Raw genomic sequence first — 13,328 nt, forward strand, 5'->3', positions numbered from 1 at the left:
CCGGGCGGCAGGGGAGACTAGGGGAGCGGCGGGCCCATGCAAGAGCCCGGAACGGCGGAGGCGCATGGCGAAGGCTCGGAAAGGTTCCAGCTTGACGCCTCTTTCAGAACGGGTCCAAACTGCAAATCCCGACGATAACGGCTTGTTTTCGTGGTGGGAGCCGGCGGCCGATACAAAAACAATGCCGATGGCGCCCGGTTTGGTCCCATTTTGAGGAGGAACGCCCATGCCGACGGTGACCCTGACGGTCAACGGTCGATCGGTGACGGCCGATGTCGATTCCCGCACCCTTCTCGTGCAGATGCTGCGCGAGACCCTGCATCTCACCGGCACCCATGTCGGCTGCGACACCTCGCAGTGCGGCGCCTGCGTCGTCCATGTCGACGGCAAGGCGGTGAAGTCCTGCACCACGCTCGCCGTGCAGTGCGAGGGCGCCACTGTCGTCACCATCGAGGGCCTCGCCCAGGACGGCAAGCTGCATCCGATGCAGGAGGCCTTCCGCGAGCATCATGGCCTGCAGTGCGGCTTCTGCACGCCCGGCATGATCATGTCCGCCGTCGATATCGTGAACCGCAAGGGGATCGTCGACGAGGCGACCATCCGCGAAGAGCTCGAAGGCAATATCTGCCGCTGCACCGGCTATCACAACATCGTGCGCGCGGTGGAAGCGGGAGCCAAGGCCATGGTTTCCGGCACCCCGGTTCGTCAGGCAGCGGAGTAAGCGGCGCCACAAGCCGTCCCGCCACGCCTCAATCCCAACAATGGGTCCTTTAGGGAGGACACTATGACAGTCACCGCGATCGGTGCCGCCGTACGCCGCAAGGAAGATCACCGCTTCATCACCGGCAAGGGCCAGTACACGGACGACATCAACCGTCCCGGCCAGACACATGCCTATTTCCTGCGCTCGCCGCATGCCCACGCCAACCTGAAGAAGATCGACCTGTCCAAGGCGAAGCACATGCCGGGCGTGGTCGCGATCTACACCGGCGACGATGTCGCCGCCGACAAGATCGGCGGGCTCATCTGCGGCTGGATGATCCATTCCAAGGACGGCACGCCGATGCGCGCCGGCCCGCACCCGATCCTCGCCCAGGGCAAGGTCCGCTATGTCGGCGACCATGTCGCGGTGGTGATCGCCGAGACGCTGAGCCAAGCGAAGGACGCCGCCGAGGCCATCGTGGTGGACTACGAGGTCCTGCCCGCCGTGGTCGAGGCCGGCAAGGCCCAGGCCAAGGGCGCGCCGCAGGTCCATACCGAGGCCCCCGCCAACACGGTCTATGACTGGCATATCGGCGACAAGGCGGCGACGGAGGCGGCCTTCAAGGCGGCCAAGCACGTCACCAAGCTCGACATCGTCAACAACCGCCTGGTGCCGAACGCCATGGAGCCGCGCGCGGCCATCGGCGAATATGACGCCGGCAACGACGCGCTGACGCTCTACACGACGAGCCAGAACCCGCACGTCGCCCGCCTCGTGCTCTCCGCCTTCATCGGCATCGCACCGGAGCACAAGCTGCGTGTCATCGCCCCCGATGTCGGCGGCGGCTTCGGCTCGAAGATCTTCATCTATGCCGAGGAGACGGTCTGCGTCTGGGCGGCCCGCAAATGCGGACGCCCGGTGAAGTGGACGGCCGACCGCACCGAGGAGTTCCTCTGCGTCGCCCATGGCCGCGACCACGTCACGCGGGCCGAGCTTGCCATCGACGCCGACGGCAAGATCACCGGCCTGCGCGCCAAGACCATCGCCAATATGGGCGCGTATCTTTCGACCTTCGCCTCGTCGGTGCCGACCTATCTCTACGCGACGCTGCTGTCGGGCCAGTACGCCATCCCGAACATCTATGCCGAGGTGGATGCGGTCTACACCAACACCGCGCCGGTCGACGCCTATCGCGGCGCCGGGCGGCCCGAGGCGACCTTCGTGGTCGAGCGCCTGGTCGAGGCGGCGGCGCGCGAGATCGGCATGGATCCGGCGGCCTTCCGGCGGCGGAACTTCATCACCAAGTTCCCGCACCAGACGCCGGTCATCATGACCTACGACTGCGGCGACTACAAAGCCTCGCTCGCCAAGGCCATGGAGATGGCCGACGTGAAGGGCTTCGGCAAGCGCCGCCGCGAGGCGGCCCGCCGTGGCAAGCTGCGGGGCCTTGGCTACTCGACCTATATCGAGGCCTGCGGAATCGCCCCGTCACAGGCGGTCGGCTCGCTCGGCGCCGGCGTCGGCCTGTGGGAATCGGCGGAGGTCCGGGTGAACCCGGTCGGCACCGTCGAGATCCTCACCGGCTCGCACAGCCACGGCCAGGGTCACGAGACGACCTTCGCCCAGCTCGTCTCCTCGCGCCTCGGCATCTCCATCGACAATGTCTCCATCGTCCATGGCGACACCGACAAGGTACAGTTCGGCATGGGCACCTACGGCTCGCGCTCGGGTGCGGTCGGCATGTCGGCCATCTCCAAGGCGCTCGACAAGATCGAGGCCAAGGCGAAGAAGGTCGCCGCCCATGTGCTCGAGGCGGCCGAGGCCGACATCGACTTCAAGGACGGCAAGTTCACCGTGAAGGGCACCGACAAGTCGGTGGATTTCGGCACGGTGGCGCTCAACGCCTACATCGCCCACAAGTTCAATCCGCAGGAGCTGGAGCCCGGCCTGAAGGAGGGATCGTTCTACGACCCCACCAACTTCACCTTCCCGGCGGGCTGCCACATCTGCGAGATCGAGGTGGACCAGGAGACCGGCGTCGCCCGCATCGTCAAATGGACGGCCGTGGACGATTTCGGCAACGTCATCAACCCGATGATCGTCGAGGGCCAGGTCCATGGCGGCATCGCCCAGGGTGTCGGCCAGGCGCTGCTGGAAGGCACCGTCTACACCGCCGACGGCCAGCTGGTGACGGCCTCCTACATGGACTATGCCATGCCGCGGGCCCATGACCTGCCGTCCTTCGAGGTCGGCATGACCGTGACGCCGTGCCCCTCCAACCCGCTGGGCATCAAGGGCTGCGGCGAGGCCGGCGCCATCGCCGCTCCGGCCGCCGTCATCAACGCGCTGACCGATGCGCTGGGAACCGAGGACGTGCCGATGCCGGCCACGCCCCAGGCCCTGTGGTCGGTCATCGCCAAGCAATCCAAAGCCGCGATCGCGGCCGAGTAAGGTTCCGGAGAGGTCCCATGTATCCTTTCAAGTACCAGAAGGCCGCCACCGTCCGCGGCGCTGTCTCCCTCCTCAAGAAGGCGGAGGATCCCAAGCTGCTGGCGGGGGGGCACACGCTGCTGCCGACTATGAAGCAGCGGCTGGCCAGCCCGAAGACGCTGATCGACCTCTCCGGTGCCGGGCTCTCCGGCATCGAGCAGAAGGGCCGGTCCATCGTCATCGGCGCCATGACCACCCATGCGGAGGTGGCGAATTCGCCGCTCGTCCAGCAGGCGATCCCCGCGCTCGCCAAGCTTGCCGGTCATATCGGTGATCCGCAGGTCCGCCATCGCGGCACGATCGGCGGCTCGGTGGCCAACAACGACCCGGCGGCGGACTATCCGGCGGCGCTCATGGCGCTCGGCGCGGTGGTCCACACCTCCAAGCGGAAGATCCCGGCCGACGAGTTCTTCGCCGGCATGTTCTCCACCGCCCTCGACGAGGACGAGATCATCACCAAGGTGGCCTTCCCGATCCCGTCGAAGGCGGCTTACGTGAAGTTCCCCAACCCGGCCTCGCGCTACGCCATCGTCGGCGTTTTCGTGGCCAAGAAGGGGAGCAACGTCCGCGTCGCGGTGACCGGGGCCGGCTCGAACGGCGTCTTCCGCCACGAGGCCATGGAGCAGGCGCTCGCCAAGCGCTTCAACCCCAAGTCGTTGGAGGGCGTTGCGACGCCGGCCGCCGACTTGAACGGCGACATCCATGCCTCGGCGGACTATCGCGCCCATCTCGTCGGCGTCATCGCCAAGCGGGCGGTTGCGGCCGCCACCGCCTGACCTTGCGGCCCTGCGGACATGAAAAAAGGCCGGGGTTCGCCCCGGCCTTCGTCGTTTCTGAACAGGGGAGGCGAGGGGCTCAGCCCTGGCCCTCGGCCAGGCGGCGGGTCTCGATCACCTCGATGACCTCGCCATTGGAGCGCAGGGCCACGCAGCGCAGGGCGCCGATGGGCCCGGTGACCGAGGGGTCGTTGGCGAAGCTGCGGGAGAGCAGGGAGCGGCACTCCTCGGGCTTGTTCAGCATGCGCAGCGTGCGCCAGCCGCGGGAGATCTCGGGGTTCACGGTCACGTATTCGAGGCGCACCATGTCCGCGTGCTTGGGGTCGATGACGCGGCGGATGCTGCCGGTGACCATCGCGGCCTCGCGGGGGAAGAACAGGAAGAGCGAGCCGAAGCCCAGGACCAGCACGATGCCGGCGGTAATCAGGAAGGTGTTGTTGCGCATCGTCGGTGCTCCGATACGGCGGGGTGACCCAGCGATAGCACGACGGGGATTAATGAAAATTCGAATCGATTGCATGGAAACCCGTTGCATCGGCGAAAAGTGCGCCGTTGGAACGGCTGCGGTTGTCGCAGGTTCAGCATGCCGCTCCGAGCTTTCCGCAGCGTCGCCGCAAATTCGCCAGACAGGCAGTCGATCTCTGATGCAACACGACCGAACGCCGAGGCTTCCATGACGGTCCGGTTCTACCCCGCCATCGCCGCCGCCACGCTCGCAGCCCTCACCGGGCTCGGCGCGGGCGCCAATCCCGCCCGCGCCCAGACCGCGGGCCAGGTCTCGGCGGACTATGCGGTGAGCTTCCTCGGCCTTTCCATCGGCCGCGGCACGATGGTCTCGATCAGTGACGGCCGGACCTATCGCACCACCCTCGACGCCCGCGTTACCGGCGTCGCGGCGGTCTTCGCCGGCGGCAGCGGCACGGCGACCGCCACCGGACGGCTGACGCCGAATGCCGCCGTGCCCTCCTCCTTCGACATCGAGATCCGCTCCGGCGGCAAGGTCGAGACGACACGCATCGCCATGAACGGCGGCAATGTCACGGCCGTCGAGCGCAATCCCGACAAGCCGCCCCATCCGCGGGCGACGCCGGTCCTGCCCGAGCACCTGCAGGGCGTGCTCGACCCGCTCTCGGCGGGCATCTTCGTTGCCGGTGGCTCCGGCCCGGTGACGGGGGCTGCGGCCTGCGAGCGGCGCGCCCGCATCTTCGGCGGGCGCGAGCGCTTCGACCTCATCTTCTCCTTCGTCGAGACCCGGCAGGTGGATATCGGCGGCTACAAGGGCGAGGCGGCGGTCTGCCGTGTTCGCTTCGAGCCGATCGCTGGCTACCGGCCAGACCGCAACGACATCCAGAACGCCCGCCGCCGCTCGGCCGAGGTGATCCTGGTGCCGGTGCGGGGCACGCGCCACCTCGTCCCGGCGCGTATCTCGCTCTCCACAGGCTATGGCACCGGCGTCGCCGAGGCGACGCGCCTTGCCCTCGACGGCGCGCCGCAGGCACGGCGGGCCTCCGCCGATTGATGTTCTCCACCGCGCCGCGGCTGGGCTATGGTGAGCGCCCAGCCGGAGTGCCTTCGTGACGTCGACCTCGCCCGTTCCGCTTCCCACCTCCATCGACGCGACGCTCGCGCTGCTCAAATCTGGCGACTATGTCGCCGACCGCGCGCTCGCCACCGTCCTGTTCCTCGCCCTCAAGATGGGCCGCCCGGTCCTGCTGGAAGGCGAGGCCGGTGTCGGCAAAACCGAAATCGCCAAGGTCCTCGCCAAGGCGCTGGGGCGGAACCTCATCCGCCTGCAATGCTATGAGGGCCTCGATGTCGCCGCGGCCGTCTATGAGTGGAACTATGCCGGCCAGATGATCGCCATCCGCCTCGCCGAGGCGGAAGGCTCGGTCGACCGGGAGCAGCTGTCCTCCGGCATCTTTTCCGAGCGCTATCTGGTCAAGCGGCCGCTCCTGCAGGCGCTGGAGCCGGACCTGCGCGGCCCGCCGGTGCTCCTCATCGACGAGCTCGACCGCACCGACGAGGCCTTCGAGGCCTATCTGCTCGAGGTGCTGTCCGACTTCCAGGTGACCGTGCCCGAACTCGGCACGATCAAGGCGCCGGCGCCGCCCATCGTTATCGTCACGTCGAACCGGACGCGCGAGATCCATGACGCGCTGAAGCGGCGCTGCCTCTACCACTGGGTCGACTATCCCGATGCGGCGCGTGAGCTCGCCATCCTCAAGGCCAAAGCGCCCGGTGCGGCGGAGCGGCTTTCGAAGGAGATCGTCGCCTTCGTCCAGAAGCTACGCAAGACCGAGCTGTTCAAGGTGCCGGGCGTCGCCGAGACCATCGACTGGGCGACGGCGCTGACCGAACTCGATGCCGTCGGCCTCGACCCGCAGGGGGTCACCGACACGCTCGGCGTGCTGCTGAAGTACCAGGACGACATCCAGAAGATGCAGGGCGGGGAGGCCAAGGCCATCCTCGATGCGGTGAAGGCGGGTCGCTGAGGTGGGCTCGCTCCTCGCGCCGCTCACGGATCCCGGCCGCATCCCGCCGCTGAAGGCGGTGGTCATCGGCGTGCTGCTGCTCGCCGTGCCGCTGGCCTGGTGGACGATCCTGCGGCTCGCCGGAACCAGCGTGCCGGCGCCCGCGCCGTCGGGCCTGTCCATGACCCTCATCGTCGTCGCCGCGCTGGTGGTGGCGCCATTGCTGGAGACGGCGATCCTCCTCGTCCTCCATTGGCTGATGGTGGTGCGCTTTGGCGCCGACCGATCGACCTTCGTGCTCGCGGCGGTCGCCACCGCCGTCGTCGCCCATCTGCCGCTGACGCTGGTCAGGACGCCGGTCACTGCGGCGATCTTCGTGGTCTTCGCCCTGGTCTATGCCGGGTGGTTCGCCTCGCGCGGCTGGCGCTGGGCCTTCCTCGGCGCGGCGCTCGCCCATGCCACCTACAATGCCGGCTCGCTCGCCCTCTCGCCGGTCTTCGCCTGGCTCCTGAGGCCCGCCTGATGGCTGAGGCGCTGGCCGAGAACATCGCCCATTTCGCCCGGGCGCTGCGGGTTGCCGGCCTGCCGGTCGGGCCGGGAACCGTGCTCGACGCCATCGCGGCGGTGGAGGCGGCGGGCATCGGTTCGCGCGACGATTTCTACTGGACGCTCCACGCCGTCTTCGTGCGCAAGCACGAGCAATCCGTCACCTTCCGCACCGCCTTCGAGATCTTCTGGAAGCGCCGGCACCTGATGGAGAAGCTGCTCTCCATCCTCATGCCGGTCGCGCCCGCCGCGCCGGGCAAGCCCGATCCGGTCTCGCTGCGCCTGCAGGAGGCCTTCTTCAAGCAGGCCGAGAGCGTGCCGGTGGAGAAGCCGGAGATCGAGGTGGATGCGAGCCTCACCGTCTCCGACATCGAGGTGCTGCAGAAGAAGGACTTCGCGCAGATGACGGCGGCGGAGATCGCCGAGGCGAACCGCAGGGTCGCCGCGCTGATCCTGCCCGACGATGCCGTCCCGACGCGCCGCCTCGCGCCCGATCCGCGCGGGCGGCGGATCGATCTCAGGCGCACGCTGCGCCGCTCCATCGCCGAGGGCGGGGCGATCATCGACCTCGCGCGGCGCGGACCGAAGAGCAAACACCCGCCGCTCGTCATCCTCTGCGACATTTCCGGCTCGATGAGCCAGTACAGCCGGGTGATCCTTCACTTCGCCCATGCGCTGATGGAGCATCGCCGCCACGTCCATGTCTTCACCTTCGGCACGCGGCTGACCAACGTCACGCGCATGCTCAGGGCGAAGGACCCCGACGAGGCGCTCGCCGCCTGCACCGCGGCGGTGGACGACTGGTCGGGCGGCACGCGCATTGCGCCCTCCATCCACGCCTTCAACCGGCTGTGGTCGCGCCGTGTCCTGGCGGGCGGTGCGGTGGTGCTGCTCGTCACCGACGGCCTCGAGCGCGACGGCACGGCGGATCTCGCCCGCGAGGCCGACCGGCTGCACCGCTCCTGCCGGCGGCTGGTCTGGCTCAATCCGCTGCTGCGCTTCGATGGTTTCGAGGCGCGGGCCCAGGGCATCCGGGCGCTGCTGCCCCATGTCGACGAGTTCCGCACCATCCACAACGTGGCGGCGGTGGCGGAACTGGTCGCGGCGCTCGATGCGCGGCGGTCCGACCGCAGCCATGACCCGCGCCTGTGGTTGAAGGTGGCCTAGAGGGGAGGGGCGGTCCTTCGCTCGACCCGTTCGACAGTTCAAGCCCCTCACCCTTCCCTCTCCCCGCAGGCGGGGAGAGGGGGCAACAGCGTTCCGTCGTCTTTGGCACCGCCTCCGCTTGGCGCCTCCTCTGGGGAAACCGCGCGACGCCGAAGTCCCCCTCTCCCCGCCTGCGGGGAGAGGGAAGGGTGAGGGGCTCTGGCGAAAGCATGAGCGAAAGATGTCCTGCACCCCGCCTCTGCCATCCCGCCCCTTGCCTCGCGGCCCCGATCATCCGATCTCTGTGCGAGACCGTGGAGGACGACATGCTCTCGACCGATGACGACATCCTCACCACCGCCGAGGCCTGGGCGAAGTCCGGCAAGGGCGTCGCGATTGCCACCGTCGTAGAGACCTGGGGCTCCGCGCCGCGTCCCATCGGCTCGCACCTCGTCATCGATGAGGAGGGCACGTTCCTCGGCTCGGTCTCCGGCGGCTGCGTCGAGGGCGAGGTCGTCACCGAGGCGCTGGACGTGATCGGCTCTGGCAAGGCCAAGCTGCTCGAATTCGGCGTCGCCGACGAGACCGCCTGGCGGGCGGGCCTCTCCTGTGGCGGCCGGATCGCCGTCTATGTCGAGAAGGTCGGCTGATGCGCCTCGACCTGCTTCAGGCCCTCAACCGGGCCCGCGCCGATCGCCACGCGGCGGTGCTCGTCACCGATCTCGACGGGGGCGAGGCCCGTCTCGTCACCGAGGCGACGCTGGCCGGCGATCCGCTCGAGGAGCCGATCCGCGCCGCGCTGCGAACGGGGCGGAGCGGCGTGGTCGAGGGCACGCGCGCCTTCCTCACCGTGCAGGTGCCGCCGGCCAAGATGGTCATCGTCGGCGCCGTCCATATCAGCCAGGCGCTGGTGCCCATGGCGAAGATGCTCGGCTATGACCCGGTCATCGTCGATCCGCGCACGGCCTTCGCGACCCCTGAGCGCTTTCCGGACGTGACGCTCCTGGCGGAATGGCCGGACGAGGCCCTGCCGAAGCTCAAGGTCGACCGCTTTACCGCCTTCATCGCGCTCACCCACGATCCGAAGATCGACGATCCGGCGCTGCTCCACGCCTTCGAGCGCGGCTGCTTCTATATCGGCGCCCTCGGCTCGCGGAAAACCCACGCCAAGCGCGTCGAGCGCCTGACGGGCAAGGGCGCGAGCCCCGAGGCCGTCGCCCGCATCAAGGCGCCCATCGGCCTTGCCATCGGCGCGATCTCGCCGGCCGAGATCGCCGTCTCCATCCTCGCCGAGGTGACGCAGGCCTGGCGGCAGGGCATCGCCTGAGGGCCGAGGAGGGGTCATGCGCTTCGGTCCCGTTCCCCTCGGCGAGGCTCGCGGCGGCATTGTCGCCCATGCAGTGCGAGCCGAAGGCCTGGTGCTGAAGAAGGGCGCCCGCATCGGCGAGGCCGAGATGACCGCCCTTGCGGCGGCGGGCATCGAGACCGTCGTGGTCGCCATGGCGGAGCCCGGCGACATGGGCGAGGACGCGGCGGCGGCCGTCATCGCCGCGGCCGTGGCGGGGGAGGGGCTTCGGGTCGATCCCGCCTTCACCGGCCGCGCCAATCTCTTCGCCGCCGAGGCCGGCGTCCTCGTCGTCGACCGCGACGGCATCGACCGGCTGAACCGCATCGACGAGGCGATCACGCTCGCAACCCTGCCGGCCTTCGCCGCGGTCGAGGCCGGCGAGATGGTCGCGACCGTCAAGATCATCCCCTATGCGGTCGCCGCCGACCGGGTCGAGGCGGCTGCGGCAGGGCCGCTGGTGCGGGTCGCGCCCTTCGTGCGGCGGCGCGTGGCGGTGATCTCGACGCTGCTGCCGGGGCTTGCCGACAAGGTGGTGGAGAAGACCCTGCGGGTGACGGCCGACCGGCTGGACCCGGCCGGCGCCAGCATCGTCCGGGAGCTGCGCGTGCCCCACGCGGCGGATGCGCTGGCGCAGGCGCTCGCCGCGGTCACGCCTGAGGCCGATCTCGTCCTCGTCTTCGGCGCCTCGGCCATTGCCGACCGGCGCGACGTCATTCCCGCGGCGTTGGAGGCGGCGGGCGGCGCGGTCGAGCATCTCGGCATGCCCGTCGATCCCGGCAATCTGCTGATGGTCGGCGCGCTGGGGGATGTGCCGGTGCTGGGAGCGCCGGGCTGTGCCCGCTCGCCGAAGGAGAACGGCTTCGACTGGGTGCTGATGCGGCTGCTCGCCGGGCTGCCGGTGACGCGGGCCGACATTACCGGGATGGGCGTCGGAGGGCTTCTCATGGAAATCGTGTCGCGGCCGCAGCCGCGCGAGGATGTGGTGCCGGTGGCGGCCACGCCGCGCATCGCCGCGCTCGTCCTCGCCGCCGGCCGCTCGACCCGCATGGGCGGGCCGAACAAGCTGCTCGCTACCATCGACGGCGTGCCGCTGGTGCGCCATGCCGCCGAGGCGGCGCTGGGGGCGGGACTGGCCGAGGTCGTGGTCGTGACCGGCCACCAGGGCGAGGCGGTGAGGGGCGCCCTCGACGGGCTCGGCTGCCGCTTCGTCGCCAATCCCGACTATGCGGACGGCCTGTCCACCTCGCTGAAGGCTGGCCTGTCGGCCCTGCCGGACGACATCGACGCCGTCGTCGTGCTGCTCGGCGACATGCCGCGGGTCTCCTCGGCGCTCGTCGCGCGGCTCGCCGCCGCCTATGGGCCCGGCGCCGGGCGCCACATCGTCGTGCCGGTGCTGGATGGCCGGCGCGGCAATCCGGTGCTGTGGGGGCGGCGCTATTTCGGCGAGCTGATGAAGGTCACGGGCGACCAGGGCGGGCGGGCCGTGCTCGCCGGCGCGCCGGAGGCCGTGGCCGAGGTCGCGGCGGAGGCCGATGACGTCCATCTCGACCTCGACACGCCCGAGGCGCTCGCCGCCGCGGGCGGACGGATCGCCCCTTAACCACCGGCCTGTCTTGGTTGCTGGGGCGAATAAAAAAAATCCCCGGGTCGTTGGGACCCGGGGCTGAATTGTCATCTCCGTGGACGCGGAGTTGTTGGATCCGTCTATGCGCGCCGCCTGACCGAAACACAACGAAACCCGTGTCTTTACCCTACCGGTTGACCTTACCGGCTTGGTCGAGAAAAGGCTCAAATTGTCTCTGTCGGCGCCACACCGGAAACGATCCTTCCCCGCAGGCCGTCACCGATAGGTCATCTCACCTTCGTCGGGCCGTCACCCCGCGATCATACCTCGCTCGGGATCGGCCCTCGAATCGGGATGAAGCGGCATGGCCCTGGTGGCAGGCGAGACTCGCAAGGCGACCCATCACAACCTGAAGCGCGCCGTGACGCGCCATCGCCCGCTCTCCCGCGCCGGCCTGCAGGAACGTCTCTTCACGCTGATGTTCTCCGGCCTCGTCTATCCGCAGATCTGGGAGGATCCGGAGATCGACATGGAGGCCATGGCGCTCGGGGCTGACGACCATGTCGTCGCCATCGCCTCGGGCGGCTGCAACGTGCTGAGCTATCTCGTCGCCGGCCCGGCCCGTGTCACCGCGCTCGACCTCAACGAGAACCACATCGCGCTGAACCGGCTGAAGATCGCCGCCGCGCGCTTCCTGCCCGACCATCACAGCTTCTTCCGCTTCTTCGGCGAGGCCGACAGCCGCGACAATGTCGCGGCCTTTGACGCCCATCTCGCCGAGCGTCTCGATCCGGTCACCCGCGCCTATTGGGAGAAGCGCAGCCTCACCGGCCGCCGCCGCATCGAGGACTTCGCCGACAACCTCTACCGCAAGGGCCTGCTCGGCTGGATGATCGGCACCGGCCACGCGGTGGCGCGCCTCCATGGCCGCGATCCCCGCAAGATGCTGGCGGCAACCAGCCTTGCCGAGCAGCGCGCCATCTTCGAAAAGGAACTGCGGCCGCTCTTCTCCTCCGGCCTTGTGCGCTGGCTGGTGAAGAACCCGGCCTCGCTCTACGGCCTCGGCATTCCGCCGGCGCAGTACCGGGCGCTGCTCTCCGCCGCCCCCGAGGGCAGCGGCATGGAGGCGGTGCTGGTGGCCCGCCTGGAGCGCCTCGCCTGCGACTTCCCGCTGGAGCGCAACTACTTCGCCTGGCAGGCCTTCGGCCGGCGCTACCAGCCCGGCGGGGAAGGGGCCGTGCCGCCCTATCTGGCGGCCGAGAACTTCCCGGCCGTGCGCGAGCGCGCCGAGAGGGTCGAGGTGCGCCACGAGAACTTCATCGACCACCTCGCCGGCCTGCCCGAGGCCTCGCGCGACGTCTATGTGCTGCTCGACGCGCAGGACTGGATGACCGACGAGATGCTCAACCGCCTGTGGGCCGAGATCACTCGCACGGCGCGCCCCGGCGCCCGCGTGATCTTCCGCACCGCCGCCGAGGAGAGCCTGCTACCCGGCCGCGTGGTCCCCGAAGTCCTCGACCGCTGGCGCTATGATGCCGAGCGCTGCCGCGCCTGGACGGCGCGCGACCGTTCGTCGATCTATGGCGGCTTCCACCTCTACACCCTCGGCGCGCCATGACCATGCCGACCGAGGCGCTGCCGGCGGGCGAGAAGATGGATGCCATCTACCGCTGGCAGGCGGGCATCTATGACGCCACGCGCAAGTTCTACCTGCTGGGACGGGACCCGCTGATCGCCGGACTGGCTCCGCCCCCGGGCGGGACGATCCTCGAGGTCGGCTGCGGCACCGGGCGCAACCTCATCGTTGCGGCGCGCATGCACCCCGAGGCGCGGCTCTATGGCTTCGACGTCAGCCCGGTCATGCTGGCCGAGGCGCGCAAGGCCGTGGATCGCGCGGGCCTTGCCGACCGCATCCGCCTCGCCAAGGCCGATGCGGCCACCTTTGATCCGCTGACGACCTTCGCCCGCGACGGCTTCGACCGCGTCTTCTGCTCCTACACCCTCTCGATGATCCCGCCGTGGCGGGAGGCGCTGGCCCGCGCCATGGCGGCGGTGGCGCCGGGCGGCTCGCTGCATGTGGTGGATTTCGGCGGGCAGGAGCATCTGCCGGCTGCATTCAAGTCGGCCCTGCGTGCCTGGCTTGCCCTCTTCCACGTGACCCCGCGCGATGATTTCGCCGCCGTCTTTGGCGAGGTCGTCGCCCATGGCGGCACCGCCTGGCGGCTGGAGCGGCCCTATCGCGGCTACGCCCTCCATGCCGTTGCGTCGCGTCCCTAGCCTCGCT

At 69.4% G+C, this 13,328-nt stretch carries 13 protein-coding genes; 12 read left to right on the forward strand and 1 reads right to left on the reverse strand.

Annotated elements, in window-relative coordinates; all coding sequences use genetic code 11:
* Window positions 1-226: 226 nt before the first annotated feature.
* The 3 genes from C8P69_RS17445 to C8P69_RS17455 all read left to right on the forward strand — a co-directional run bounded on the left by C8P69_RS17445 (window position 227) and on the right by C8P69_RS17455 (window position 3,969).
* Window positions 227-721: a (2Fe-2S)-binding protein gene (locus C8P69_RS17445; protein ID WP_108178711.1), complete on the forward strand. Its 495-nt coding sequence runs from the start codon at window positions 227-229 to the stop codon at window positions 719-721.
* Between the two features lie 63 nt (window positions 722-784).
* On the forward strand, window positions 785-3,154 hold the full coding sequence (locus C8P69_RS17450) for a xanthine dehydrogenase family protein molybdopterin-binding subunit (protein WP_108178712.1): 2,370 nt from the start codon (window positions 785-787) through the stop codon (window positions 3,152-3,154).
* A 17-nt stretch (window positions 3,155-3,171) separates the two neighbouring features.
* The gene (locus C8P69_RS17455) at window positions 3,172-3,969 is read left to right on the forward strand and encodes an FAD binding domain-containing protein (RefSeq protein WP_108178713.1); all 798 of its coding nucleotides are present in this window, start codon (window positions 3,172-3,174) and stop codon (window positions 3,967-3,969) included.
* A gap of 79 nt (window positions 3,970-4,048) precedes the next feature.
* Here C8P69_RS17455 and C8P69_RS17460 read toward each other — a convergent pair whose 3' ends face one another.
* Window positions 4,049-4,414: a hypothetical protein gene (locus tag C8P69_RS17460; protein WP_108178714.1), complete on the reverse strand. Its 366-nt coding sequence runs from the start codon at window positions 4,412-4,414 to the stop codon at window positions 4,049-4,051.
* Window positions 4,415-4,642: 228 nt separating this feature from the next.
* Between C8P69_RS17460 and C8P69_RS17465 the strand changes: the two genes are divergently transcribed.
* The 9 genes from C8P69_RS17465 (at window position 4,643) to C8P69_RS17505 (ending at window position 13,321) form a co-directional block, all read left to right on the forward strand.
* A complete protein-coding gene (locus C8P69_RS17465; protein ID WP_170118284.1) occupies window positions 4,643-5,488 on the forward strand; it encodes a DUF3108 domain-containing protein in 846 nt (281 codons plus the stop codon).
* A 55-nt stretch (window positions 5,489-5,543) separates the two neighbouring features.
* Window positions 5,544-6,461 carry an AAA family ATPase gene (locus tag C8P69_RS17470; protein ID WP_108178716.1) on the forward strand — a complete coding sequence of 306 codons (918 nt, stop codon included), beginning with the start codon at window positions 5,544-5,546 and terminating at the stop codon, window positions 6,459-6,461.
* A 1-nt stretch (window position 6,462) separates the two neighbouring features.
* Window positions 6,463-6,963, forward strand: a complete 501-nt coding sequence (locus tag C8P69_RS17475; protein WP_108178717.1) for a hypothetical protein — start codon at window positions 6,463-6,465, stop codon at window positions 6,961-6,963.
* Complete coding sequence (locus C8P69_RS17480) at window positions 6,963-8,153, forward strand: vWA domain-containing protein (protein WP_108178718.1); 1,191 nt, start codon at window positions 6,963-6,965, stop codon at window positions 8,151-8,153. The genes C8P69_RS17475 and C8P69_RS17480 overlap by 1 nt, the downstream gene beginning before the upstream one ends.
* A 305-nt stretch (window positions 8,154-8,458) precedes the next feature.
* Window positions 8,459-8,782: an XdhC family protein gene (locus C8P69_RS17485; protein ID WP_108178719.1), complete on the forward strand. Its 324-nt coding sequence runs from the start codon at window positions 8,459-8,461 to the stop codon at window positions 8,780-8,782.
* Window positions 8,782-9,459: an XdhC family protein gene (locus C8P69_RS17490; protein WP_108178720.1), complete on the forward strand. Its 678-nt coding sequence runs from the start codon at window positions 8,782-8,784 to the stop codon at window positions 9,457-9,459. Before C8P69_RS17485 ends, C8P69_RS17490 begins: the two co-directional genes overlap by 1 nt.
* Before the next feature lie 16 nt (window positions 9,460-9,475).
* Window positions 9,476-11,080 carry an NTP transferase domain-containing protein gene (locus C8P69_RS17495; protein ID WP_108178721.1) on the forward strand — a complete coding sequence of 535 codons (1,605 nt, stop codon included), beginning with the start codon at window positions 9,476-9,478 and terminating at the stop codon, window positions 11,078-11,080.
* A gap of 328 nt (window positions 11,081-11,408) precedes the next feature.
* Window positions 11,409-12,662, forward strand: a complete 1,254-nt coding sequence (locus C8P69_RS17500) for a BtaA family protein (protein WP_108178722.1) — start codon at window positions 11,409-11,411, stop codon at window positions 12,660-12,662.
* Complete coding sequence (locus C8P69_RS17505; protein WP_108178723.1) at window positions 12,659-13,321, forward strand: class I SAM-dependent methyltransferase; 663 nt, start codon at window positions 12,659-12,661, stop codon at window positions 13,319-13,321. The genes C8P69_RS17500 and C8P69_RS17505 overlap by 4 nt, the downstream gene beginning before the upstream one ends.
* Window positions 13,322-13,328 lie beyond the last annotated feature (7 nt).

It is taken from the genome of Phreatobacter oligotrophus (genome assembly GCF_003046185.1).
GTDB classification, from domain to species: Bacteria; Pseudomonadota; Alphaproteobacteria; order Rhizobiales; family Phreatobacteraceae; genus Phreatobacter; species Phreatobacter oligotrophus.